This window comes from Enterobacter cloacae complex sp. 382A5 (assembly GCF_050031095.1).
Classification (GTDB): Bacteria; Pseudomonadota; Gammaproteobacteria; order Enterobacterales; family Enterobacteriaceae; genus Enterobacter; species Enterobacter cloacae.
Genome location: NZ_JBLGVK010000001.1, coordinates 4,057,526 through 4,081,526, shown reverse-complemented (window position 1 = coordinate 4,081,526; position 24,001 = coordinate 4,057,526). Strand labels below are relative to the sequence as shown.

Annotated in this window: 23 protein-coding genes; 9 read left to right on the top strand and 14 right to left on the bottom strand. The window is 55.5% G+C overall.

The features are described from left to right. Positions 1-13: 13 nt before the first annotated feature. The gene (locus tag ACQG2G_RS19250) at positions 14-1,501 is read left to right on the top strand and encodes a UxaA family hydrolase (protein ID WP_061771846.1); all 1,488 of its coding nucleotides are present in this window, start codon (positions 14-16) and stop codon (positions 1,499-1,501) included. Between the two features lie 93 nt (positions 1,502-1,594). Here the strand turns inward: ACQG2G_RS19250 and sstT are convergent, their stop codons facing one another. The 4 genes from sstT to ACQG2G_RS19230 form a co-directional block, all read right to left on the bottom strand. After that, the gene (sstT, locus tag ACQG2G_RS19245) at positions 1,595-2,836 is read right to left on the bottom strand and encodes a serine/threonine transporter SstT (RefSeq protein WP_014833385.1); all 1,242 of its coding nucleotides are present in this window, start codon (positions 2,834-2,836) and stop codon (positions 1,595-1,597) included. A 210-nt stretch (positions 2,837-3,046) separates the two neighbouring features. After that, positions 3,047-4,012, bottom strand: a complete 966-nt coding sequence (locus ACQG2G_RS19240) for a TerC family protein (protein WP_013098857.1) — start codon at positions 4,010-4,012, stop codon at positions 3,047-3,049. 251 nt (positions 4,013-4,263) lie between these two features. Continuing rightward, a complete protein-coding gene (locus ACQG2G_RS19235) occupies positions 4,264-5,262 on the bottom strand; it encodes a Gfo/Idh/MocA family protein (RefSeq protein ID WP_013098856.1) in 999 nt (332 codons plus the stop codon). 70 nt (positions 5,263-5,332) lie between these two features. Further along, positions 5,333-5,836 (bottom strand): YgjP-like metallopeptidase domain-containing protein, encoded by a 504-nt coding sequence (locus ACQG2G_RS19230; RefSeq protein ID WP_038985775.1) that lies wholly within the window; start codon positions 5,834-5,836, stop codon positions 5,333-5,335. 85 nt (positions 5,837-5,921) lie between these two features. Between ACQG2G_RS19230 and rlmG the strand changes: the two genes are divergently transcribed. Further along, complete coding sequence (gene rlmG / locus ACQG2G_RS19225; RefSeq protein ID WP_061771847.1) at positions 5,922-7,058, top strand: 23S rRNA (guanine(1835)-N(2))-methyltransferase RlmG; 1,137 nt, start codon at positions 5,922-5,924, stop codon at positions 7,056-7,058. On the opposite strand, the gene ACQG2G_RS19220 is transcribed toward rlmG, so the two are convergent. The 3 genes from ACQG2G_RS19220 to lsrR form a co-directional block, all read right to left on the bottom strand. Beyond that, a complete protein-coding gene (locus tag ACQG2G_RS19220; RefSeq protein WP_248078696.1) occupies positions 7,055-9,076 on the bottom strand; it encodes an NADPH-dependent 2,4-dienoyl-CoA reductase in 2,022 nt (673 codons plus the stop codon). The genes rlmG and ACQG2G_RS19220 overlap by 4 nt on opposite strands. Before the next feature lie 116 nt (positions 9,077-9,192). Next, positions 9,193-10,806, bottom strand: coding sequence for an autoinducer-2 kinase (gene lsrK, locus ACQG2G_RS19215; RefSeq protein ID WP_061772170.1), 1,614 nt, complete (start codon positions 10,804-10,806; stop codon positions 9,193-9,195). A gap of 35 nt (positions 10,807-10,841) precedes the next feature. Then, entirely contained in the window at positions 10,842-11,810 is a 969-nt protein-coding gene (lsrR, locus tag ACQG2G_RS19210; RefSeq protein WP_013098851.1) for a transcriptional regulator LsrR, read from the bottom strand. 215 nt (positions 11,811-12,025) lie between these two features. On the opposite strand from lsrR, the gene lsrA reads away from it, so the two are divergent. Genes lsrA through lsrG form a run of 6 tightly spaced genes read left to right on the top strand, consistent with a single transcriptional unit; the run spans position 12,026 to position 17,711 of the window. Continuing rightward, complete coding sequence (gene lsrA / locus ACQG2G_RS19205; protein WP_013098850.1) at positions 12,026-13,513, top strand: autoinducer 2 ABC transporter ATP-binding protein LsrA; 1,488 nt, start codon at positions 12,026-12,028, stop codon at positions 13,511-13,513. After that, entirely contained in the window at positions 13,510-14,541 is a 1,032-nt protein-coding gene (lsrC, locus tag ACQG2G_RS19200; protein WP_061772171.1) for an autoinducer 2 ABC transporter permease LsrC, read from the top strand. Before lsrA ends, lsrC begins: the two co-directional genes overlap by 4 nt. Beyond that, positions 14,542-15,519, top strand: a complete 978-nt coding sequence (lsrD, locus tag ACQG2G_RS19195) for an autoinducer 2 ABC transporter permease LsrD (RefSeq protein ID WP_061772172.1) — start codon at positions 14,542-14,544, stop codon at positions 15,517-15,519. It abuts the gene before it with no gap. A gap of 1 nt (position 15,520) precedes the next feature. Beyond that, positions 15,521-16,522, top strand: coding sequence for an autoinducer 2 ABC transporter substrate-binding protein LsrB (lsrB, locus tag ACQG2G_RS19190; protein WP_020689399.1), 1,002 nt, complete (start codon positions 15,521-15,523; stop codon positions 16,520-16,522). A gap of 11 nt (positions 16,523-16,533) precedes the next feature. After that, complete coding sequence (gene lsrF / locus ACQG2G_RS19185) at positions 16,534-17,421, top strand: 3-hydroxy-5-phosphonooxypentane-2,4-dione thiolase (protein ID WP_029883832.1); 888 nt, start codon at positions 16,534-16,536, stop codon at positions 17,419-17,421. Beyond that, a complete protein-coding gene (gene lsrG / locus ACQG2G_RS19180) occupies positions 17,418-17,711 on the top strand; it encodes a (4S)-4-hydroxy-5-phosphonooxypentane-2,3-dione isomerase (protein ID WP_013098845.1) in 294 nt (97 codons plus the stop codon). The genes lsrF and lsrG overlap by 4 nt, the downstream gene beginning before the upstream one ends. A gap of 139 nt (positions 17,712-17,850) precedes the next feature. Here lsrG and ACQG2G_RS19175 read toward each other — a convergent pair whose 3' ends face one another. The 3 genes from ACQG2G_RS19175 to ACQG2G_RS19165 form a co-directional block, all read right to left on the bottom strand. Continuing rightward, complete coding sequence (locus ACQG2G_RS19175) at positions 17,851-19,299, bottom strand: alpha/beta hydrolase (RefSeq protein WP_061773067.1); 1,449 nt, start codon at positions 19,297-19,299, stop codon at positions 17,851-17,853. Between the two features lie 108 nt (positions 19,300-19,407). Next, complete coding sequence (locus ACQG2G_RS19170) at positions 19,408-19,701, bottom strand: hypothetical protein (protein ID WP_020689402.1); 294 nt, start codon at positions 19,699-19,701, stop codon at positions 19,408-19,410. A 12-nt stretch (positions 19,702-19,713) separates the two neighbouring features. Next, entirely contained in the window at positions 19,714-19,971 is a 258-nt protein-coding gene (locus tag ACQG2G_RS19165; protein WP_045902634.1) for a hypothetical protein, read from the bottom strand. A gap of 247 nt (positions 19,972-20,218) precedes the next feature. Between ACQG2G_RS19165 and ACQG2G_RS19160 the strand changes: the two genes are divergently transcribed. After that, complete coding sequence (locus ACQG2G_RS19160; protein ID WP_013098838.1) at positions 20,219-20,764, top strand: YfaZ family outer membrane protein; 546 nt, start codon at positions 20,219-20,221, stop codon at positions 20,762-20,764. A gap of 171 nt (positions 20,765-20,935) precedes the next feature. Here ACQG2G_RS19160 and pagP read toward each other — a convergent pair whose 3' ends face one another. The 4 genes from pagP to ACQG2G_RS19140 form a co-directional block, all read right to left on the bottom strand. Beyond that, a complete protein-coding gene (pagP, locus tag ACQG2G_RS19155; protein ID WP_080453053.1) occupies positions 20,936-21,577 on the bottom strand; it encodes a lipid IV(A) palmitoyltransferase PagP in 642 nt (213 codons plus the stop codon). Between the two features lie 156 nt (positions 21,578-21,733). Then, the gene (locus ACQG2G_RS19150) at positions 21,734-22,111 is read right to left on the bottom strand and encodes a zinc metalloprotease HtpX family protein (protein ID WP_061772173.1); all 378 of its coding nucleotides are present in this window, start codon (positions 22,109-22,111) and stop codon (positions 21,734-21,736) included. A gap of 126 nt (positions 22,112-22,237) precedes the next feature. Beyond that, a complete protein-coding gene (locus tag ACQG2G_RS19145) occupies positions 22,238-22,708 on the bottom strand; it encodes a glycine zipper 2TM domain-containing protein (RefSeq protein WP_038420668.1) in 471 nt (156 codons plus the stop codon). Between the two features lie 9 nt (positions 22,709-22,717). Then, the gene (locus ACQG2G_RS19140) at positions 22,718-23,980 is read right to left on the bottom strand and encodes an arginine deiminase (protein WP_061771436.1); all 1,263 of its coding nucleotides are present in this window, start codon (positions 23,978-23,980) and stop codon (positions 22,718-22,720) included. Positions 23,981-24,001 lie beyond the last annotated feature (21 nt).

Here is a 24,001-nt window from a genome sequence, read left to right as displayed (position 1 = left end):
GTTTGAGGTTGATATGCACTACATCAAAATCCATTCGCTGGATAACGTCGGCGTCGCGCTGGCAGATCTGACCGAAGGAACAGAGGTCACTTTCGGTAATCAATCGGTCACGTTGCGCCAGGCCATTGGACGTGGACATAAGTTTGCCCTGATCCCCATTATGAAAGGGGAGAACGTGGTGAAGTACGGTTTACCGATTGGCCATGCGCTGGCGGATATTGCGCCGGGTGAATACATTCATTCCCACAATACCCGCACCAATCTGAGCGATCTGGACGAGTACAGCTATCAACCTGATTTCCATGCGCAAGAGGAGCAGGCGGCAGATCGTGAGGTGCAGATCTACCGCCGCGCCAACGGTGAGGTAGGGATCCGCAACGAACTCTGGATCCTCCCGACAGTCGGTTGCGTGAACGGGATCGCGCGTCAAATCCAGACGCGTTTCCTGAAAGAGACTCACGATGCCGAAGGCATTGACGGCGTGCACCTGTTCAGCCACACCTACGGCTGTTCACAGCTGGGTGACGATCACATCAACACCCGTACCATGCTGCAAAACATGGTGCGTCATCCGAACGCGGGGGCGGTGCTGGTGATTGGCCTGGGCTGCGAGAACAACCAGGTGGATGCCTTCCGGGAGACGCTGGGCGAGTTTGACCCTGAGCGCGTGCACTTTATGGTGTGTCAGCATCAGGATGATGAAGTGGAAGCGGGCGTTGAGCAACTGCACCAGCTGTATGAGGCGATGCGCCACGATAAACGTGAGCCGGGCAAGCTGAGCGAGCTTAAGTTTGGGCTGGAGTGTGGTGGCTCGGACGGTCTTTCCGGCATCACCGCGAACCCGATGCTGGGCCGCTTCTCGGACTATGTGATCGCCAACGGGGGAACGACGGTGCTGACGGAAGTGCCGGAGATGTTCGGTGCCGAGCGTATCCTGATGAGCCACTGCCGTGATGAAGCGACGTTTGAGAAAACGGTCACCATGGTGAATGATTTCAAACAGTACTTCATCGCTCACAACCAGCCGATTTATGAGAACCCGTCGCCGGGTAACAAAGCGGGTGGGATCACCACGCTTGAAGAGAAGTCACTGGGTTGCACCCAGAAAGCGGGCGCCAGCCAGGTGGTGGATGTCCTGCGCTACGGCGAACGCCTGAAAACCCACGGACTGAACCTGCTGAGCGCCCCGGGGAACGATGCGGTTGCCACCAGCGCGCTGGCCGGTGCCGGCTGCCACATGGTGCTGTTCAGCACCGGCCGCGGTACGCCGTACGGCGGGTTTGTCCCGACGGTCAAAATTGCCACCAACAGTGAACTGGCGGCGAAGAAAAAGCACTGGATCGACTTTGATGCCGGTCAACTCATTCACGGTAAAGAAATGCCGCAACTGCTGACGGAGTTTGTGGACAGTATTGTGGAATTTGCCAACGGCAAGCAGACCTGCAACGAGAAAAACGACTTCCGCGAGCTGGCGATCTTTAAGAGTGGGGTGACGTTGTAAGTTGGGTGCGGGCTGGTGCCCTCACCCTGACCCTCTCCCACGGGAGAGGGGACAAACACTAAAAACGGCAACCTCAGGGTTGCCGTTTTGCTGTTAACCTCGTAATGCGTTCTTCGCTAAACGCGCATCTTCCGCCTGACAGGCCGCAGCGGTGAACAGCACGTCGGTAGAAGAGTTCAGCGCCGTCTCACAGGAATCCTGCAGCACACCGATAATGAAGCCGACTGCGACCACCTGCATGGCAATTTCGTTCGGAATACCAAACATATTGCACGCCAGCGGGATCAGCAGCAGAGAGCCGCCCGCCACGCCAGATGCGCCACAGGCACACAGCGAGGCCACCACGCTCAACAGCAGCGCCGTAGGCAGATCCACAGGAATACCCAGCGTATGCACAGCCGCCAGGGTCAGCACGGTGATGGTGATCGCCGCGCCCGCCATGTTCACGGTTGCACCCAGCGGGATAGACACGGAGTAAGTATCACGATCCAGATTCAGCTTCTCCGCCAGCGCCATGTTAACCGGAATGTTAGCTGCGGAGCTGCGGGTAAAGAAGGCGTACACGCCGCTTTCACGCAGGCAGGTCAGCACCAGTGGATACGGGTTGCGGCGGATCTGCCAGAACACCAGCAGGGGATTAATCACCAGTGCCACCAGCAGCATACAGCCAACCAGCACGACCAGTAACTGGGCGTAGCCCCACAGCGCGTCAAAACCGGTGGTTGCCAGCGTAGAGGAGACCAGACCAAAAATACCGATTGGTGCAAAACGAATCACCAGTTTCACCATGAAGGTCACGGCGTTCGAGACATCGTTAACCAGGTTTTTCGTGGTCTCATTACCATGACGCAGCGCGAAGCCCAGCCCAATTGCCCAGACCAGGATGCCAATGTAGTTTGCGTTCATCAGCGCTGTGATTGGGTTGGAGACCATGCTCATCAGCAGACCACGAAGCACTTCCACAATCCCCGATGGGGGCGTGATATCACCGGCCGCGCTGGTCAGGTGCAGCGTAGACGGGAACAGGAAGCTAAATACCACGGCGGTTAAGGCAGCGGAGAAGGTACCCAGAAGATACAGGAACAGGATCGGCCGAATGTTGGTTTTTTGTCCGTGTTGGTGGTTGGCAATCGACGCCATGACCAGCATCAGAACCAGAACCGGTGCCACGGCCTTCAGAGCGCCAACGAAAAGGGTTCCAAGCAGTCCCGTGGCTTCTGCAGCAGGTTTTGACACCATAGCCAGCAGAATACCCAGTACCAACCCGACCAGAATTTGTTTTACAAGGCTGCCCTGCGCCAGGCGCGCGAACAGACCGCGTGATTGTGTGCTCATACGTTATTCCTGAGTGAAATTGCGTTCCATCCTGGCTGTGCTCTAAGGCACATTTATGTCCGGATGTAAGTATTTGTTTGCCTGGTTGAGTATCAGGGAAAGCGAGGAAAGGCGGAAGAGTAAAATGCTGGATTTTACGTGTTGCGTCATGTTTTTTAACTATTGATTAACGAAAGTGCCGGGTGGCGCTGCGCCACCCGGCAAAACGCACTACGCCTGCTGCTTTTTATCGTGCTGGCGGTTAACCCAGGTATTGATAATCAGCGTTACCAGCAGAATGCCAAACACCACGCCGAGCGAGATGGCAATCGGGATATGATAGAAATCAACAATCAGCATCTTGATACCGATAAACACCAGGATCACCGACAGACCGTACTTCAGCATTGAGAAGCGCTCAGCCGCGCCTGCCAGCAGGAAGTACATCGCACGCAGACCGAGAATAGCGAACAGGTTAGAGGTCAGCACAATGAACGGGTCGGTAGTGACGGCGAAGATAGCCGGGATACTGTCCACGGCGAAGATCACATCGCTCAGCTCCACCAGAATCAGCACCAGCAGCAGCGGGGTGGCGAACAGCAGGCCATTCTTGCGGACAAAGAAATGCTCGCTCTCGATTTTGTCCGTCATGCGCAGATGACCACGGATCCACTTCACCAGCGGCTTATCACCAATACCGGTTTCGTCTTCTTTCGCCAGCGCCATTTTAACCCCGGTGAACAGCAGGAACGCGCCAAAGACGTACAGCAGCCATTCGAACTGGGTTATCAGCCAGCTACCGGCGAAGATCATGATGGTACGCAGGACGATTGCCCCCAGCACGCCGTAAACCAGCACGCGACGCTGCAGGGCAGCAGGCACGGCAAAGTAGCTGAACAGCATCAGCCAGACGAAGACGTTATCAACCGCCAGCGCTTTTTCAATCAGATAACCGGTGAGGAAGGCGAGCGCCTGAGGATCAGCCACCGCACGGCCTTCGGTCGAGGCCAGATACCACCAGAAGGCGGCGCAGAAAAGGAGTGAGAGGGATACCCACACCAGCGACCAGACGGCGGCTTGCTTGACGCTCATACCGTGCTCGCCGCGACGGCCCTGCAAAAAGAGGTCGATTGCCAGCATGATGAGCACGACAACCGCGAATCCGCCCCACAACATTGGAGTGCCGACAGAATGCATACTATTTTCCTTACACATAAAAAACAAAAACGGCCATGGTCAGAAGACGATAGCCGTTAGCTTTTTATGCATAGACCTCGCCTTCCGGCAAGGTCTCACTTACAACCACGAAGGTTGCCCGGCGACCGGATGCGGTTTTGCACGCATCGTAATGACGATCCACCGGCAAGGAAGTTACTCCCCTTTGCTCGTAACAAAATATGTCAGACCATCAGTTTCGTCAATGGTCCTCAGTCATTCATTACACAGCTTTACGCGATAGCTTCTGTGCTCACGCCGTCTGCCGGGAAAACCACGCCGGTCTGGCGACGGATTTCCGTTTGCAGCTTCGCCGTGGTGCGGCTTATCGCAAGCCCCGGGTGATTCACTTCGTTGTCTTCCACCAGACGGGCGAAGACCTCTGCCTCATAGAGCATAGTGTTAATATGCTGAGGCTGCGTCAGCTCCTGCGCTTTACCGCCGCGCGGCACAAAGCTCAGCTTCTGGCATTCGGAGATCTTCTCGATAACCAGCGATCCGTTTTCACCCTGAATTTCACTTGGCAGGACTGAGTCACTCACTTTGGAGTGCTGCAGCGTGACGCTGAAATCACCGTAATCCAGCACCACGACACCGTGCGCATCCACGCCGCTCTCCAGCAGGCTGGCAGTGGCCGTTACGCCGTGCGGCTCGCCCCACAGGGCAACCGCAGAGGCCAGGCAATAGAAACCGATATCCATAATCGAGCCGTTGGAGAAGGCCGGATTAAAGGTGTTCGGGTTCTCGCCGTCCAGATAACGCTGGTAGCGCGACGAGTACTGACAGTAGTTAATAAAGGCTTTGCGCACTTTGCCCACCTTCGGCAAAGACTGCTGTAGCAGCAGGAAGTTCGGCAGGCTGGCGGTTTTGAACGCTTCGAACAGCACCACCTGGTTGTCGCGGGCGCACTGAATAGCGGCTTCCACTTCCTCGATATTCGAGGCCAACGGCTTCTCGCAAATGACATGCTTTTTATGGCTGAGGAAGAGCCGGGTTTGCGGGAAGTGCAGGGCGTTCGGGCTGGCAATATAGACCGCGTCAATGGCGTCGCTTTGCGCCATCTCATCAAGCGAGGTGAACAGATGTTCAACCAGATAATCGTTCGCGAAGGCCTGCGCCTGTTCAAGGCTGCGGGAATAGACGGCGGTGAGCTTAAGTTTGCCGGTTTCGTGGGCGGCGTCGACGAACTGGCGCGTGATCCAGTTCGTACCAATGACTGCGAAACGTATCATAAACGTTTACGTACTCCATAGCGGGGAACCTTTAGCCACTGTAGCACGTGATTGTTGCAAAACCAGTGCGCTACTGCGCATTACTCTTTAACGATAAATGCGTAAGCCACAAACGGGTATCAAACTCCAGCTGATGGTACTGTGGCTCCATATGGCAGCACAGGGAATAGAACGCCTTGTCATGCTCTTTTTCCTTCAGGTGCGCCAGCTCGTGCACCACGATCATCCGCAGAAAGGCTTCCGGTGCGTTGCGAAAGACGGTGGCGACGCGGATCTCGGCTTTTGCTTTTAGCTTACCGCCCTGTACGCGTGAAATGGCCGTATGCAGGCCGAGCGCGTTTTTCAGCACATGGATCTTGTTGTCGTACATCACTTTATTGATGGGTGGTGCACTCTTCAGATACCGGTTTTTGAGATCCTGCGTATACTGCCAGAGGGCCTTATCGGTCGCGACATCGTGCGTGCCGGGATAACGTTTTTCCAGCACCGTCCCCAGTTTTTGCTCGGCAATTAACGTGCGTACCTGGGAGAGCAAATGCTCCGGGTAGCCCTGGAGATAAGTCAGCTGGTTCATCAAAACCCCAAAATAAGTTGAAAACGGGTATACTCACGCACCCTTTTCAGGGATAACGCCGAAATTTTACCATTCAGGAGGGCCGATGAGCCACTTAGACAACGGTTTCCGTTCACTCAACCTTAAACGTTTCCCGGAGACGGACGACGTTAACCCGCTTCAGGCGTGGGAAGCGGCGGATGAATATCTGCTGCAACAGTTGGATGACACTGAAATCCGCGGCCCGGTTCTGATCCTGAATGATGCCTTTGGTGCGCTGGGCTGCGCCCTGGCGGCGCACACGCCTTACAGCATTGGCGATTCTTACTTAAGCGAGCTGGCGACGCGTGAAAACCTGCGTCACAACGATCTCGATGAATCCAGCGTGAAGTTCCTCGACAGCACCGCAGACTACCCGCAGGCGCCGGGCGTGGTGCTGATCAAAGTGCCAAAAACCATGGCGTTGCTGGAGCAGCAACTGCGTGCATTACGGAAAGTCGTCACGCCAGAGACGCGCATCATCGCAGGCGCGAAGGCGCGTGATATTCATACCTCAACGCTGGAGCTGTTCGAGAAAGTGCTGGGCCCGACCACCACGACGCTGGCCTGGAAAAAAGCGCGCCTGATCAACTGTACCTTCAGCGCGCCGGAACTGGCTGACGCGCCAGAGACGCTGAGCTGGAAGATGGAAGGCACCGACTGGACCATCCACAACCATGCGAACGTCTTCTCACGTACCGGCCTTGATATCGGCGCACGTTTCTTTATTGAACATCTGCCGGAAAATCTGGAAGGGGAGATTGTGGATCTCGGCTGCGGTAATGGCGTGATTGGCCTGACGCTGCTGGCAAAGAACCCACAAGTCAGCGTGGTCTTCAGCGACGAATCGCCAATGGCGGTGGCGTCGAGCCGTCTGAACGTGGAAACCAACATGCCAGAGGCGCTGGATCGCTGTGAGTTTATGATCAATAACGCGCTGTCCGGCGTAGAGCCTTTCCGCTTCAACGCCGTGTTCTGCAACCCACCGTTCCACCAGAAGCACGCCCTGACGGATAACGTCGCGTGGGAGATGTTCCACCATGCGCGCCGCTGCCTGAAAATCAACGGCGAGCTGTATATTGTGGCGAACCGTCACCTGGACTACTTCCACAAGCTGAAGAAGATTTTCGGTAACTGCGTCACCATCGCCACCAACAACAAGTTCGTGGTGCTGAAAGCGGTGAAGCTGGGACGTCGTCGCTAAATAACCAGTGCAAGCTGGGTGCCCTGCGCAATGGCCCGCCGCGCATCCAGCTCCATCGCCACATCGCACCCGCCGATCAAATGTACCGTTTTACCTGCCTCACGCAGCGGATCCGCCAGATCGCGCTTTGGCTCCTGCCCGGCACATAAAATCACATGATCCACGCGCAGCAGCTGTGGCTCATCGCCGATCGTGACGTGCAGGCCGTCGTCGTCGATCTTCTGATAGCTCACCGCCGGGATCATCTTCACGCCGCGCGAAAGCAGGGTGGCGCGGTGGATCCAGCCGGTTGTTTTCCCCAGTCCTTCACCCGGCTTACTCGCTTTGCGCTGCAGCATGACGATCTGCCGTGGGCTTTTCGGCAGCTGTGGCCCTTCCGGGCGCAGGCCGCCGGACTGGCTCAGGCTGGTGTCGATGCCCCATTCCACGCAAAATTCGGCAATGTTCTGGCTGGTGGCCTCGCCCGGCTGGCTTAAATACATGGCGGTATCAAAGCCGATCCCACCGCAGCCGATAATGGCCACGTTTTCCCCAACCGGCGCTTTATCGCGCAGCACATCGAGATAGCTCAGCACCTTAGGATGATCGATACCCTCGATCGCAGGCGTGCGCGGGGCGATCCCGCTCGCCAGAATCACCTCGTCGTAATCCAGCAGATCTGGCGCACTTACCCACTGGTTGAGCCGCAGATCCACACCCGTTAGCTCGATCATCCGGCGGTAGTAGCGCAGCGTTTCATAGAACTCCTCTTTGCCGGGGATCTGTTTGGCAATATTAAACTGCCCGCCAATTTCGCCTGCGGCATCGAACAGCGTCACGTTGTGCCCGCGCGACGCCGCATTTACCGCAAACGCCAGCCCCGCGGGGCCCGCCCCAACAACCGCCAGGCGTTTTGATTTGTCTACCGGGAGCACCGGCATTTTGGTTTCATGGCAGGCGCGGGGGTTAACCAGGCAGGAGGTCACTTTCCCGACGAAGATCTGATCCAGACAGGCCTGATTACAGCCGATGCAGGTGTTGATCTCATCCGCCCGCCCGCTTTGCGCTTTGGAAAGCAGTTCTGCATCTGCCAGGAACGGACGCGCCATCGACACCATATCGGCATCGCCGCGTGAGATGACATCATCCGCCACCTGCGGATCGTTAATACGGTTAGTGGTCACCAGCGGAACAGACACTTTGCCTTTCAGCTTGCGCGTAACCCAGGTGAATGCCGCGCGCGGTACCGGCGTGGCGATAGTCGGGATACGCGCCTCGTGCCAGCCAATCCCGGTATTGATGAGGGTAGCACCGGCGGCTTCAATCGCCTGCGCCAGCTGGACGGTCTCGTCAAACGTTCCGCCGCCTTCCACCAGATCCAGCATCGACAGGCGGAAGATGATAATAAAGTCAGCGCCCGCACGTTCGCGCACGGCGCGTACCACTTCGACGGCAAAGCGCATACGTCGCGCATAATCGCCACCCCATTCGTCGTCACGCTGGTTAGTGCGGGCGGCGAGGAATTCGTTAATCAGATAGCCCTCGGAGCCCATTACCTCGACGCCGTCATAACCTGCTTCACGCGCCAGCGCCGCACAGCGGGCGAAGTCGTCAATCAGCGCCAGCACTTCATCGTGGCTGAGGGCATGCGGCTTGAAGCGGTTAATCGGTGCCTGAATGGCCGACGGTGCCACCAGATTGGGCTGATAGCTATAACGCCCGGTATGCAGGATTTGCAGGGCAATTTTACCGCCTTCGCTGTGAACGGCATCGGTCACAATGCGATGGTGCGGCAGTTGTGACGCATCGTTAAGCACCGCTCCGCCTTCCATCCCCACCCCTGAGGGCGCGGGAGCCACACCCCCGGTGACGATCAGCGCCACCCCGTGGCGTGCGCGTTCGGCATAAAAGGCCGCCAGACGCTCGGCCCCGTCCGGATGCTCCTCCAGCCCGGTATGCATTGAGCCCATCAACACGCGGTTTTTGAGCGTTGTGAACCCCAGATCGAGGGGGGCGAATAGCGACGGGTAGCGGCTCATAGTCTCTTCCAGTGTAAAATTATTGTTATGTGGTCGGATGAGTTACTAATTTAGCCAGCAGAAAGTAAAAGGGAAAAGGGGAATGCAGTGATTGTGATGGGATTCAAATAATGCCCTCACCCTAACCCTCTCCCACAGGGAGAGGGGCGGGGTGAGGGGGATGCCCGCACCAGCCCCGGCGCCTGCCACATCGACGTCGTCAGCCCGCTGTCCACCAGCCCGAGCTGGTCGGCGTACACCGCCTGCCACTTCTGCATCATGCCATCGTACAGCGCCCGGTGCTGCGGGTTCGGGGTAAACTCGCGGCTCCATTTCACCAGCCGCTCGCCGGTGGTGGCCATATCCGCAAACAGTCCGGCCCCGGCTCCGGCGGCAATGGCGCAACCCAGCGCCGTCGCCTCTTTCACTTCCGGTACGCGCACCGGCAAACCGGTGACGTCACTTAAAATCTGGCTCCATAGCGCCCCCTTCGAACCGCCTCCGGCAAACACCAGGCTCTCGAAGTTAACGCTGGAGAAACGTGAGATCTGCGCCAGGTTGCAGGCCGAGACAATTGCCGCGTTCTCTTCCAGCGCGCGGAACAGCGTCGCTTTGTTGCACTTTTCCGGGTCGATGGAGAGGTTAATAAACGACGGGGCGGCGTGGTACCACTGCTTAAAATGCATCGCGTCGGAGAAGATGGGCATCACGCCATGCGAACCCGCGGGCACCCGGCTCGCCATCTCCTCGAGCAGGGAATAGGTGTCCATCCCCATACGTTCGGCGATCAGCTTCTCTTCCGCGCAGAAGGCGTCGCGGAACCAGCGCATGGTCAGGCCGGTGAAGAAGCTGATCGATTCCGCCTGCGCCATACCGGGGATGACGTGTGGGTTCACGCGAATATTCATCTCAGGATCGGTGCGCACCTGCGGCAGATTGACCACCTGCTGCCAGAAGGTACCACCCAGCACCGCCGTTTGCCCGGCGCGGACCACGCCCAGCCCCAGACAGCCCAACTGTACGTCGCCACCGCCCATCACCACAGGGGTGCCTTCACGCAGGCCGCTCTGCTGCGCGGCCTCTTTAGTGATAGCGCCCAGCACGGTGCCGGTCTCTTTCACCGGAGAGAGGATATCGGCGCGCAGCCCGGCCATATCCAGCAGTGCTGGCCGCCAGTCGCGGGAGAAGAGATCCAGCATCCCCGTAGTGCCCGCATTTGATGGATCGACCGCCAGCTCGCCGGAGAGCTTCGCCGCCAGCCAGTCGCTGATCATGGTAATAGTGGCAGCCTTGCGATAGATATCCGGGCGATGGTGCGCCAGCCACAGCAGACGCGGCATGGCGCTCAGGGCCAGGGTCTGGCCGGAAACGTCGTACACTTCGGATTCAAACTGGTTGTCGTGGATCTCTTTGAGTTCGGCCACCTCGCGGCTGGCGCGGGCGTCGACGTTGGCGCAGGCCCAGATGGCCTCACCGTTGCGGTCATACAGCACGATCCCTTCGCGCATGGAGCAGCAGGCGACGGACTGGATATCCGCCGCGCTCAGGTGCGCGCGATCCAGCGCCTGGTGGATGCACTGGCAGGTAAGCCGCCAGTTGGTATTGAGGTCGAACTCCATCGAGCCCGGCACATTTTCCACGCTCAGGTGCTGCCACTCGGCCTGACCCACGGCAACCTGGTTGCCCAGCAGATCGAAAATAACGGCACGCACGCTGCCTGTCCCTGCATCTAACGCTAAAAGGTAACTCATGAGTTTGCCTCGTTGTTAGCGCAGGGCTTACCCCGTTACGTCAGGGCCAGCACCGCGCGGGCTGTTGTCTCTTCCGTCACCAGGCCATTGATACGGCGACCTTTCAGTGCGGCGTAAATCGCATCGGCTTTCTCAACACCGCCAGCCACGCCGACGATGGTAGGTAACTGCGCCAGTTCATCAAGCGTGACGCCCAGCAGTTCTTTGTGGATCTCCAGCTCCTCAACGCACTCTCCTTCGGCAGTGAGGAAATAACCGAGAATGTCGCCGACCGCCCCTTTACGGGCATACATCAGCTGTTCACCTTCGCTGATGTAGCCTGAGCGCAATATCGTTGCATCACGACGCTGGTTCACGGACCCAATCCCGACCACCGCCACGTCGGCCGCCGTTGCGGCGAGGATCACGTCCCGCACGCTGGTTTCACGTTTTAAGATCCCGGCCACCTCGGCGGAGGAGACGCGAAGCGGGGCGGGGATCATGCTGACGCTGCATGCCGCGTCCAGCTGGCCGATACCGGTCATATAGGGCCCCACGCCGCCGGAGAGCGTCACCAGGCGGATCTGCTGCGAGCTGATAAAGCCGCTTAAATGTTGCAGGCTGCTCATGGTGGTTTCACCAAATCCCACCGCTAACAGCTGGCCGGGTTCCAGCACGCCCATTAACGACTGCGCGGCACCAATGCCTAACCGCACGTTCATTGGCGGGGTATTCAGTGCTGGCAGCACGCGCACCAGCTTTAGCCCAAAGCGCTGCTGCAGTTCGGTTTCCAGTGCCAGACAGCCCTCATAGCGGGAGTTGATCTGCACGCGGATCACCCCGGACTGGCGACCTTTCTCCAGCAGGCGAGAGATCTTCAGGCGCGGCAGGCCGAGCCGTTCGCCAATGTCGTTTTGCGTCAATCCGTCGTGGTAGTAACACCAGGCCACGCGGGCAACCAGCTCCTCTTCCGCCAGTGCCAGCCCGGCAAACCGACCTTCTTCCGCAGTGCGTTTATCGCTCATAATTGAACTCTTATAAAAATTTAGATCATATGTTCGTGACGGCGCAGGTCGAAAGTGTGAGCCACGCGGCAAAACGGATCATTTAGATAGTTTCTTTCTCAGATGGATCTTAATCGATAAAACTGTGATCCCTGCACGGTTGTAAATATAGTTCACCGTCTACGCTTTTGAACATTATTAAATCTAAAAATCATTTGTTCAATAGCGGAGCGATGATGACCCCACTTATCGAAGCACGAGCCATCTGCAAGCAGTTTTCCGGGGTGCCGGTTTTGAAAGGTATTGATTTCACGCTGCTTGCGGGCCAGGTGCATGCGCTGATGGGCGGGAACGGCGCGGGTAAATCGACGCTGATGAAGATTATCGCCGGGGTGGAGACGCCGGACAGCGGTGAACTTTCCGTAGCAGGTCATTCATATGCGCGGCTCACGCCCGTGCAGGCCCATAAGTTAGGTATCTATCTGGTGCCCCAGGAACCGCTCCTGTTCCCCAATCTGACGGTGCGGGAAAACATCCTTTTCCGCCTGCCGCGTGAACGGGAAAGAGAGAATCGGCTGACGGAGAAGCTGCAGCAGCTGCAGTGCCAGCTAAATCTCGACGCCACCGCCAGTACGCTGGAAGTGGCGGATCAGCAGATGGTGGAGATCCTGCGCGGTCTGATGCGTAACGCAACGATCCTGATCCTCGACGAGCCCACGGCCTCCCTTACGCCGGGTGAAACCGAACGTCTGTTTCGCCAGATCCGCGCCCTGCAGGATCTGGGCGTCGGCATCGTCTTTATCTCGCATAAATTGCCGGAGATCCGCCAGCTGGCAAGCCACGTCTCGGTGATGCGCGACGGTGCCGTAGTGCTCAGCGGGGAAACCGCGCAGTTCGACGATAACGCGCTGATTGCCGCCATGACGCCGGTGAGCCGGGAGAAAGGCTTAAGCGATGCGCAAAAACTGTGGCTGGCGCTGCCGGGAAACCGTCGCACCCAGCCGCAGGATTTTCCGGTATTGCGCGTGGACGATCTTACCGGGGAGGGGTTTATCGATCTCTCGCTTGAGATCTACGCAGGCGAGATCGTCGGTCTGGCCGGGCTGGTCGGATCCGGGCGCACCGAATTTGCCGAGACGCTCTACGGCCTGCGTCCGGTGCGTGGCGGACGGGTCTGGCTGGAGAATCAGGAGATCACTCACGAGAGCGTGGGCGCCCGGCTGGACAAAGGCCTGGTTTATCTGCCGGAAGACAGGCAGGTGTCCGGCCTGTTCCTGGATGCACCCATCCGCTGGAACACCGTGGCGCTGAACGAGCCGTCTCTCTGGCAGCAGCGCAAGCGGGAGTCCGCGGTGGTGGAGCGTTACCACCGCGCGCTGGGGATCAAACTCAACCATGCGGATCAAACCGTGCGCACCCTCTCCGGCGGGAATCAACAGAAAGTGCTGCTGGCCCGCTGTCTGGAAGCCAACCCGTTACTGCTGATCGTCGATGAACCGACGCGCGGCGTGGACGTGTCGGCACGTGCTGATATCTACCAGCTCATCAAAAGCGTGGCCGCGCAGAACGTGGCGGTGCTGATGATCTCAAGCGATCTCGATGAGTTTCCTGGCCTTGCCGATCGCGTGCTGGTCATGCATCAGGGCGTGCTCAGCGGCGAGTTGCCGCGCCATGCCGTCAGCCTCGATCGGATGATGGCGCTGGCGTTCGGAGGACAATCATGAAGACGTTACTGAAAAACCGCGAGCTGAGCGCGTTTCTCGCCATTCTGGCGCTGTTTGCCGTGCTGGTGGCGCTTAATCCGGCGTACCTGAGCCTTCAGACGCTGGGGATGATCTTCGCCAGCGCGCAAATCCTGATCCTGCTGGCGCTTGGCGCCGCGCTGGTGATGCTGACCCGCAATATTGACGTCTCCGTGGGCTCCACCGTGGGGCTCTCCGCCATCGCCGTCGGCGTGGCGCTGAACAATGGCTACAGCCTGCCGGTATCGATGCTGTTCGCGCTGTCTGTCGGCGCGCTGGCAGGAGCGTTCAACGGGTTTCTGGTGGTGGCGCTGCGCATCCCGGCGATTGTCGCCACCCTCGGCACGCTGGGGCTGTATCGCGGGGCAATGCTGCTCTGGACCGGTGGAAAGTGGATTGAAGGGTTACCGCCGGGGCTGAAATCCCTCTCTGAACCCGTAGCCGTGGGCATTTCGCCGCTCGGCATGGTGGTGCTGTTTTTGGCCGCCGTCGGCGCGTTGACGCTCTCGCGCACCGCGTTCGGACGCGATTTCTATGCCGTGGGCGATAACCTTGCCGCCGCGCGCCAGTTGGGCGTGGCGGTTAACCGCACGCGGATGATCGCCTTTACTCTCAACGGCATGCTGGCGGCCTGCGCCGGGATTGTCTTTGCCGCGCAGATTGGCTTTGTGCCAAACCAGACCGGGAGCGGGCTGGAGATGAAAGCCATCGCCGCCTGCGTGCTCGGCGGCATTTCGCTGCTGGGCGGGACGGGCACGCTGATTGGCGCACTGCTTGGGGCCTTTTTCCTGACGCAAATCGACACCGTACTGGTGCTGTTTAAGCTCCCGGCGTGGTGGAATGACTTTATCGCCGGGCTGGTGCTGCTGGGCGTTCTGGTGCTCGACGGGCGTCTGCGCCAGGCGCTGGCGCGTCATCAGCGGGCGCTGAAATACGGTCGCTTCCAGCCGGGTAACAGAGGGGGAAAGCACGTCACCCCATTTCCCAAACGCAAAAAAGAGGTGGCGTAAATGAAGCTTAACTGGGAAAGCGCGCTGCTGATCTTACTGGTGCTGGAGATCCTGCTCTTTGGCGCCATCAACCCGCGGATGCTCGACATCAACATGCTGCTGTTCAGCACCAGCGATTTTATCTGCATCGGCATTGTGGCGCTGCCGCTGACGCTGGTGATTATCAGCGGCGGGATCGATATCTCCCTCGGTTCAACCATTGGCCTGTGCGCCATTGCGCTGGGAGTGATGATGCAATCGGGCTGGCCGATGGCGGTCGCCATTCCTCTGGCGCTGCTGCTGGGCCTGCTGTGCGGGCTGGTGAATGCGGCGCTGATCCACTACACGGGTATCAGCCCTTTAGTTATCACTCTCGGCACGCTCTACCTCTACGGCGGCGGGGCGCTGCTGCTCTCCGGCATGGCGGGCGCGACGGGCTATGAGGGCATCGGCGGCTTCCCGGACAGCTTTACCGCGTTCGCTAACCTGACCGTGTCAGGTCTGCCCGTTCCGCTGGTGCTGTTTGCGCTCATTACGCTCTTCTTCTGGCTGATTACCCACCGCGGACGCTTTGGGCGGCATCTGTTCTTAATCGGCCAGAACCCGCGCGCCGCGCGCTATGCGGCGCTGTCGGTTAACGGCATGTCCTACGCGCTGTATGGCCTGGTGGGCGTCGCCTCGGCCATTGCCGCCCTGGTGATGGTCTCCTATTTCGGTTCCGCGCGCTCGGATCTGGGGCGCGATCTGCTGATGCCTGCCCTCACCGCTGCCGTACTCGGCGGGGCGAATATTTATGGTGGGTCAGGTTCGGTTATCGGTACGGCACTGGCAGCGCTGCTGGTGGGGTACCTGCAGCAGGGGTTACAGATGGTCGGCATCCCCAACCAGGTGTCGAGCGCGCTGTCAGGGGCGCTGTTGGTTGTGGTGGTGATGGGACGTTCGCTGAGTCTGCACCGTGAATGGGTGCGTTCTCTCTTTAGAAAACTATCCGGAGCGTAAGATGAAAACAAAACTGATAGTCCTGGCAATGGCCCTCAGCTTCGCCTCGGCGCAGGCGGCGGACCGCATCGCCTTTATCCCGAAGCTGGTGGGGGTGGGCTTCTTCACCAGCGGCGGCAACGGCGCAAAAGAGGCGGGGAAAGACCTCGGCGTGGACGTCACCTACGACGGCCCCACCGAGCCGAGCGTCTCCGGCCAGGTGCAGCTCATCAATAACTTCGTCAACCAGGGCTATAACGCCATTATCGTCTCCGCCGTGTCGCCGGATGGCCTCTGCCCGGCGCTAAAGCGCGCCATGCAGCGCGGCGTCAAAGTGCTGACCTGGGATTCCGACACCAAACCGGAGTGCCGCAGCATTTACATCAACCAGGGTACCCCGGAGCAGCTCGGTGGCCTGCTGGTGGAGATGGCCGGGAAGCAGGTGACAAAACCGAATGCCAAAGTGGCGTTCTTCTACTCCAGCCCGACCGTCACCGACCAGAACCAATGGGTGAAAGAGGCGAAGGCCAAAATCGAAAAAGATCATCCCCAGTGGCAGATTGTGACCACCCAGTTTGGCTATAACGACGCCACCAAATCCCTGCAAACCGCCGAAGGGATCTTAAAAGCGTACCCGGATCTGGATGCGATCATCGCCCCGGATGCCAACGCTCTGCCTGCCGCGGCGCAGGCGGCGGAAAACCTGAAGCGGGAAGGGGTGGCGATTGTCGGATTCAGTACGCCTAACGTCATGCGTCCGTACGTCGAGCGCGGCACGGTTAAAGCCTTCGGCCTGTGGGATGTGGTGCAACAGGGCAAAATTGCGGTCAATGTCGCCGATCGTTTATTGAAAAAAGGCGATCTTAACGTCGGCGACAGCGTGGAGGTAAAAGATATCGGTACGCTGAAGGTCGAGCCGAACAGCGTCCAGGGCTACCAGTATGAAGCAAAAGGCAACGGCATCGTGCTGCTGCCAGAGCGCGTGGTGTTCACCAAAGAGAACATCAACAAATACGATTTCTGACGGGGGAGCAAATGGCTGATTTAGACGACATCAAAGACGGTAAGGATTTTGGCATCGGTACACCGCAGCAAAATGTACCGTTCACCCTGAAGGGCTGTGGCTCGCTGGACTGGGGCATGCAGTCCCGGCTTTCGCGCATCTTCAACCCAAAAAGCAACCGCACGGTGATGCTGGCCTTTGACCACGGTTACTTCCAGGGGCCGACCACCGGTCTTGAGCGTATCGATCTCTCTATCGCGCCGCTGTTCGCCGAAACCGACGTGTTGATGTGTACCCGTGGTATTTTGCGCAGCACCGTACCGGCCGCCACCAATAAACCGGTGGTCCTGCGCGCCTCCGGCGGTAACTCAATTCTGGGCGAGCTGTCGAACGAGTGCGTGGCAGTGGCAATGGAAGACGCGCTGCGCCTGAACGTCTGTGCGGTGGCGGCGCAGGTGTACATTGGCAGTGAATTCGAGCATCAGTCGATCAATAACATCATCAAGCTGGTGGATGCGGGGGCACGCTACGGGATGCCCGTGCTGGCGGTGACGGGCGTCGGCAAGGAGATGGCGCGCGATGCGCGTTACTTCTCGCTCGCCAGCCGTATTGCCGCCGAAATGGGGGCGCAGTTTGTCAAAACCTACTATGTGGATGAAGGATTCGAAAAAGTGACCGCCAGCTGCCCGGTGCCGATCGTCATCGCCGGGGGGAAAAAGCTGCCGGAGCACGAGGCACTGGAGATGTGCTGGCGCGCGATTGACCAGGGAGCCTCCGGCGTGGACATGGGGCGCAACATCTTCCAGTCCAGCGCGCCGCTCGCCATGCTGAAGGCGGTGAAGAAAGTGGTTCACGAGAACATGAGCGCCCGGGAGGCGTTCCAGTTCTGGCAGGAAGAGAAACAGGGAGAAGCGAAATGAACGTGACGTTAGTGGAGATCAATATCAAACCCGAGCGGGTGGACGAGTTTCTGGAGGTGTTTCGCGCCAACCACGAGGGCGCAATTCAGGAGCCGGGAAACCTGCGTTTTGACGTATTGCAGGACCCCCGGGTGAAAACCCGGTTCTTTATCTACGAGGCCTATAAAGACGAAGAGGCGGTGCTGGCGCATAAAAAAACGCCGCACTACCTGGCCTGCGTGGATAAGCTCGAAGAGCTGATGTCGGAGCCGCGCAAAAAACGCAGTTTTGTGGGGCTGCTGCCGGAGTGACAAATTAACCGGCAGCCAGCGATTCAATGGGGATAGTGGTGAAAGAGGCGAAGAATTACGGATGTTATACCCTGGCGCCGGTTGTCTTTTATTTCATCTATCCCCTATGAAGAGGAGACGTTAAAAAACGCCTCTTCCATTATCTTATGACGCCAGCAATCCTTTCAATCAGATAGGGATAGAACGGATTCGAGGTGATACGCATTAAGGAGTCCATATCTGCCAGCAGTACCGCTCGCTCCCCTCTGACGCGTAAAACACCCAGACTCAGACCATAGTGATTCGGTTCATAGGGTTCACTTCCATATAAAGAGTCATGGACAGGAAACGGGAGGGCGACATGAGATAGAGAAAAAACATCTCTCGGATAGCGCACATTAAGGGGCTGCACGTCTGCTGTTGTTGAGTGTGCTAAGTGCGTCGAAGCGACCATGTTCATACTCTCTGAAGAGGCATTTTTGACGATAGTCGTCGTGTAAGTACGCTGTGGTGTTGCCAGTAAGTGTGATAGCGCGCGATCCGAAGAGTGGCGAAACAGTGCACGAAAATTGACCGCACGATTAATATCAAACAACACCAGTTCGCTACCGTTATCCGGTAGATTTTGATGGAGCACGTCCAGCACTGCCCGGGTACTGACTGTGGAATCAAGAACGGACTGAAACGTAAGCACATGAGGAAGATCTTTCCAGCCAGCCGATGACTTGCGCCGCGTAAGATCCCGTTTCAATGTCTCAGTCAGAAGATAAGCCTGCCGCGCACCATTCACGGGAAAAGAGTTATATTTAAAAGGATTAAATTCTGGTACCAGACCTAACCAGGCCGCACGAGAAAAGGCCGGGAGAAAGGCTGTCCATTCGGCCATTCCCGAAAACCGAGCAAAGCGGCTTATGCCTATCATGGGAGAAATCAGGACAATTTGTTGTGGCTTCTTCAGGCTCTCATCATCAAGGGCATCGATGGCATATTTCATGGCCAGCGCCCCACCATTGGAAAAACCAACAATATGCAGCGGCGCATCCGCATGGGTCATTTTTGTTGCCTCGCGCACCGCAAGGCGCGTTGCTGCCAGCCAGTCCTGCCATTTTACATCCGTTAATGCCCCGGGTACGGTTCCATGGGCAGGTAGACGGATCCCGATGGCGACAAACCCTTCTTTTTGATAGAGCCGGGCAATATGCTGCAGGCTGTAAGGGGAGTCCGTAAGTCCATGCAGTAACACGACAGCCCCTCTCGGTTCCGCCTGTGGGCGCATGATGTAGGATCGATTCCAGTCTGTGGGAAGGGTGTCCGGAAATACCGGGCTTGACGGGTTATAACGATTTAAACTCGTTGTATCCTGATCGGTTTGCTTCATAACGACATTGTTATGCACCTCCATGAAGAGGGCGTTTTCAGCATTGATATAGTCATCCCAATCGGCCCGATCGATCTCGTGTTCGCGTAATTCATTAGGGACAAAAGTATGCCAGGGCTGGAGTTCGCCGCTACGCTGTACCCAATAAAACAAGCCTGTCATTGCACAAAGCGTGAAGCCCAAAAGGATAAAAATACAACGCTTCAACACTCTAATACTTTTCTTGCGCATAAATCCTCTAAACATAGATATTCAACCTGATATCTGCTGTATTTAGGTTTTAAAGCGCAGCGTGGTTGATGATGGGGGCACAGAATAAAGATATGGACATCGCATAAACTATGCTTTTAACCATTGCATGATAAGCAAGGAGTTAATGGCGAAATTAATATGCGCGACGATAGATAACATAATACTAAGCGCTGCCACAAACAGAACCTTGAGGTTGAGGATGCGTGTTTTTTTTAAGTTTGCATCCAGCCATAACATATTCCTTATTTTATTCTTTTGATATAAATACATTATCCCCATAGATAAATATAAGAGAGGCATGATAATGCTTACTGAATTGATTTGTAACAGCAGTAATTCACTGCCAACTAATGCAAAAAGCCATGAAATAAATAACAGCATAAGCGTTGCTCCTCAGTTTTTTTTGTTGGTAAGGTAAAACCAAATCATAAACAGAACATCTAAAAACAACCAAACCCCGCCCAGCAACAAAACGTGCGAGACTGCACCCGGCCAGAACAAAGCGCCATTGGGAGAAACAGAAAAGAAATCCTGTCCCCAGACCAGGCGTGCCACAATCATGAAAAGGGGCAGCAATAAAAGGTTGAACAGAAAAAGATAACGGATAAAGTTTGGTTTTCTGGGACGTCTGATATTTTCTTCCGGGAACATGGTTTCCTCACTGGTTTCGGTGAAAATAAAAAGGCATTCTAGTGCGAAAAGATAGATGGAACTTAAACACACGTCATTTTATAGCGTGCGCAGCTGCCACCTCGCTGATTAATGAATGAGAGTATGGTGAGTGAGGATCTCTTGTTTGTTTGAACTTCATATAACATCGCCCCCTAAAATAAGCCACCAGACAGAGCTTGTTTAAGGTTCTGACTTCTTTTTTTTAATGTAGATTAGGTGATAACAAATGTTTAAAAAAACACTCACAGTAGTGGCAATTCTTTCAACTCTTTCTGTTGGTGCTAACGCCGCTGAAATTGGCGCTCAGTTAGGTACACAACATACGGAGTTAAATGCACTAATTGCGCCAGAGCCGACCGGTATTTTTTATACTGCAAACTGGGCTAACAATTATAATGATGGCCGTAATTCTGGCGGTGTCGGCCTGGGTTATCAGGTGTCTCTGGGTAAAGCCGATCTTTACGCAGGTGCCAAGGCCATCTATATGGCGCCTAAGAAAGGTGATAATGGATTTGCGGCACCGATTGGTGGCGGGGTTCGTGTCCATTTTAGCGATGAGGTGTATGCCTATGGTGAAGGTTATACCGCGCCACGTGGCCTGAACAATGCCGTCGAAAATTATGTTGAAGTTGATGCAGGGTTGGCCTGGCAGGTACGAGATGAGGTGAAACTCAAAGCGGGTTACCGTCATATTAGCGTTCATGGTAAATCCGGTACGCCTAATCATACGCTGCTTGATGGTGCTTACCTGGGCGCCGCACTTCAATTCTAAACAAACACTCACCGCGAGCCCTACGCTCGCGGTGAGTCGTTGCATATAATCCAGTCATTTTTCTTTACCCTCCTTTTTATCCAGAGACTCTTCTTCCTTCTTCTCTTAAAACGTTTCCTTTCCTGCGCTGATAGTAAAAAGACCGAGAGTGTAATGCAGGGCTGAGCCCTGCTACAGGTTGTAACGTAACCACCCGAAGAGTACGTTTCCGTTATTATAGGTGCCAGGAATATAGGTGAACTGGACATTCACATTTTTATAACTCGCTGAAAAAAGCGGGAATATAATCGGTAAGGGAATGTAGTTGCCCATATCTTTACGCGCCGTTATCCCGGCGGTCACCCCTAATCCCAACCTGAAATCTTTTTGTTGGTCTGGATGCCATCCTTTCTCCCATGCATAGCCGGTGACCGGTTGCCACTCATTATGTGAGTCTTTAAACACCATTCCATACAGTGCACTCCAGTTGCCATTGCTGTGATGACGAGAAACACCCACTCCGGCACCCCAGGGCATTTCATTATAGCGATCGGTCTTTTCTTTATCGTACATGAACCGGTTATGCCAGCTGATAAAAGGAAGATAAATATCGTGGCTATCATAATCTGTCCAGGTTTGCGTAATATCGGAAACAATCCTGCTGCCCCAGCTTGCTGCATTTTCATCAGCATGAGTCTGGCCATAGGCACGTGTAGCAAAAAGAAGTAACCCGCTCCAGAGTAAAACAGAGCAAATCAACAAAAATAAATGATAAAAGCCGCCGATAAAGTCGATTTTTTCCTTACAGGGCTGCCAGGGGGTAGTGCTTTTCATTGCGAACACTCCAGTGGATAAAAGTAGTTAAAAAATAATAAATAGGCCAGCGCATTAACAAAACATGAGACGAATTGTTAATAGCGCCAGAGATGACTGATTTTCTAAAACGAAATGACTAAGGTTGGATATTACGCCATCCTTAGTCATTGTGATTTAATTTATGGCTTTCTTTTTAAGGAGTTCGAACTCCTCCTGGCTAATAACGTCCTGGTCTAATAGTCTTTTGGCGTCTGATATTTGTTCCGCTGGGGATTTACAAAGACTATATTGTGCTGCGGCATTCGCATCCAGTCTGTAAGCACGTTGTCTTTTGGCCATTCCCTTACCTCTCAGAATGAGATAAAAAACAGAGGTGATCAGCGGGATGAAAAGTAACAGCATTATCCAAAGCGATTTAAAGAAGCCGTTGAGTGTATTGTCACGGAATAAATCAGTAACGATCTGGAAAATAACAAACAGATACGCAATAAAAAAGAATATAGAAAACAGGGTGGCTGCCATATTCCAGAATTGTAATAGATGAGTCGTCACAATGATGCCCTCTTAAGGATATAAATGGTCACATGGAATGAATAAAAGATAAAAACCTGCCACAAAAAATTTTTATCCTTAATGAAAAGGACAATCATCCTGTTGTGGCAGATATGATAAAGCGTGTTATTGAGCTGGAGAGATCGTTACCTGACCGCGATGCGAGGTAATATTTACACGTTGCCCTACGACAAATTCACCTTCACGGGCGGGCTGCACGGTAACGAACTCTTGCCCGTTATCAGGACGAATAAAGAGTTCAGCCGCATTATGTCGCGCCATTCCTCGTTGTATCGACTGTCCTGCCATCGCGCCAGCAACGGTACCGCCAGCCGTCGCCAGCAGACGGCCGCTTCCGCCACCAATAGCATTACCGGCAGCACCGCCAATCAACGCGCCCCCGACTGTACCGGCAGCGCTGCTTCCGGTGTCGTTTTGGATTGTTATGTATCTCACCCCTGTGATTGTGCCGTGCGACAGTGCCATCACCTGACCGGAAAGCGCAGCACTTGCATGATGGGCAGAACCAACGGGTTTTTCAGTACAGCCAGCCAATGCCAGCAAACCGGCCAAAATTAAAACAGAACGTGTAAACATCTCTATTCCTTATGAGTAATCAACGGCATCACGAATTAATGGACATGTCATACAGTGGCCGCCACCGCGTCCACGCCCTAATTCACTCCCAACAATTTCAATGACCTCAACGCCTTCCTTACGCAAACGGTCGTTTGTTTTGGTATTGCGGTCATAGGCGATAACGACACCTGGAGACATGGCGACCACGTTATTTCCGCTATCCCATTGCTGACGCTCGGTGTCGTAAACATTGCCTTCGGTTTCAACGACCCTGAGCGAGCGTAAATTGAGTGCCCTGGCTACCACCTCTGTTAACGGCTCTGAATAATGCTCCAGACGCATTCCGCCTGGGGAGTCGTCCTTAATCAGTGAAAAGACTTCGATTTGATCAACAATGGCGGGATAAAGCGTCACTAAATCTCTGTCACAAAAGGTGAATACGGTATCCAGGTGCATCGCCGCTCTGAGCTTCGGCATCGCGGCAATAATAACGCGCTCGACATGGCTAAGCGGGTTCGAAAACAGGGCAGATGCAAGCTGGGCAATGGCCTGATAGGACGTTCGTTCGCTCATACCGATTAAAACGGTCTTGTTGCCAATAGGCATAACATCGCCGCCTTCAAGGGTGGCGGATCCGTGATAACGCGTTGGATCTCCCCACCATGTATTGATCGTCTGACGGGTGAAGTCCGGATGGAACTTATAGATAGCAGTGGTCAGTAACGTTTCTTCACGACGAGCCTGCCAGTAAAGGGGATTAAGCGTAACCCCGTTATAAATCCAGCTGGTGGTATCTCGCGTATAAAGCGTATTCGGCAACGGCGGGAGCAAATATTCACGCAGCCCTGTCGCTCTTCCGACGAGTTCAAGTTCTTCTTTATCGCCCCTGTGTCTGTTCAGCAAATCATAGGTTGAAAGTCCGCCGATCATAAACTCAGCCAGCCGCTCTGAGGGTAACGAATCCAGGAACGAGCGTGTTTCATTAAGCAAACCCAACGGGATTTCATCAGCAGTAATCTGCTGTTCGATGAGCCAGTTGCGTGCCTGACGGTTAGCCAGCGTTTCGGAGAGCAGATCATGCATCTCAACAACGTCAACACCGCATCCGCGCATTTTGTTAATAAAATCGAGATGATCCTGACGGGCACGCTCTACCCACATGACATCATCAAATAACAGTCGGTCGCAATTGCCCGGCGTAAGACGGCTATGTGCTAACCCAGGGGCGCACACCATTACTTTGCGTAACTGGCCGACCTCGGAGTGAACACCTAGTGGTATATCTTGCATAGTATCTCCTTAAGAGAGTAA

Coding starts and splice junctions, on each gene's coding strand:
- ACQG2G_RS19230 (WP_038985775.1), bottom strand. CDS start 5,836: ATGAACCAGCTGACTTATCTCCAGGGCTACCCGGAGCATTTGCTCTCC.
- ACQG2G_RS19170 (WP_020689402.1), bottom strand. CDS start 19,701: ATGCTGTTATTTATTTCATGGCTTTTTGCATTAGTTGGCAGTGAATTA.
- pagP (WP_080453053.1), bottom strand. CDS start 21,577: ATGAAAAGCACTACCCCCTGGCAGCCCTGTAAGGAAAAAATCGACTTT.
- ACQG2G_RS19175 (WP_061773067.1), bottom strand. CDS start 19,299: ATGCGCAAGAAAAGTATTAGAGTGTTGAAGCGTTGTATTTTTATCCTT.
- ACQG2G_RS19140 (WP_061771436.1), bottom strand. CDS start 23,980: ATGCAAGATATACCACTAGGTGTTCACTCCGAGGTCGGCCAGTTACGC.
- ACQG2G_RS19250 (WP_061771846.1), top strand. CDS start 14: ATGCACTACATCAAAATCCATTCGCTGGATAACGTCGGCGTCGCGCTG.
- ACQG2G_RS19160 (WP_013098838.1), top strand. CDS start 20,219: ATGTTTAAAAAAACACTCACAGTAGTGGCAATTCTTTCAACTCTTTCT.
- lsrC (WP_061772171.1), top strand. CDS start 13,510: ATGAAGACGTTACTGAAAAACCGCGAGCTGAGCGCGTTTCTCGCCATT.
- sstT (WP_014833385.1), bottom strand. CDS start 2,836: ATGAGCACACAATCACGCGGTCTGTTCGCGCGCCTGGCGCAGGGCAGC.
- ACQG2G_RS19165 (WP_045902634.1), bottom strand. CDS start 19,971: ATGTTCCCGGAAGAAAATATCAGACGTCCCAGAAAACCAAACTTTATC.
- lsrK (WP_061772170.1), bottom strand. CDS start 10,806: ATGAGTTACCTTTTAGCGTTAGATGCAGGGACAGGCAGCGTGCGTGCC.
- ACQG2G_RS19235 (WP_013098856.1), bottom strand. CDS start 5,262: ATGATACGTTTCGCAGTCATTGGTACGAACTGGATCACGCGCCAGTTC.
- lsrA (WP_013098850.1), top strand. CDS start 12,026: ATGACCCCACTTATCGAAGCACGAGCCATCTGCAAGCAGTTTTCCGGG.
- lsrD (WP_061772172.1), top strand. CDS start 14,542: ATGAAGCTTAACTGGGAAAGCGCGCTGCTGATCTTACTGGTGCTGGAG.
- rlmG (WP_061771847.1), top strand. CDS start 5,922: ATGAGCCACTTAGACAACGGTTTCCGTTCACTCAACCTTAAACGTTTC.
- lsrR (WP_013098851.1), bottom strand. CDS start 11,810: ATGAGCGATAAACGCACTGCGGAAGAAGGTCGGTTTGCCGGGCTGGCA.
- lsrG (WP_013098845.1), top strand. CDS start 17,418: ATGAACGTGACGTTAGTGGAGATCAATATCAAACCCGAGCGGGTGGAC.
- ACQG2G_RS19145 (WP_038420668.1), bottom strand. CDS start 22,708: ATGTTTACACGTTCTGTTTTAATTTTGGCCGGTTTGCTGGCATTGGCT.
- ACQG2G_RS19220 (WP_248078696.1), bottom strand. CDS start 9,076: ATGAGCCGCTACCCGTCGCTATTCGCCCCCCTCGATCTGGGGTTCACA.
- ACQG2G_RS19240 (WP_013098857.1), bottom strand. CDS start 4,012: ATGCATTCTGTCGGCACTCCAATGTTGTGGGGCGGATTCGCGGTTGTC.
- lsrF (WP_029883832.1), top strand. CDS start 16,534: ATGGCTGATTTAGACGACATCAAAGACGGTAAGGATTTTGGCATCGGT.
- lsrB (WP_020689399.1), top strand. CDS start 15,521: ATGAAAACAAAACTGATAGTCCTGGCAATGGCCCTCAGCTTCGCCTCG.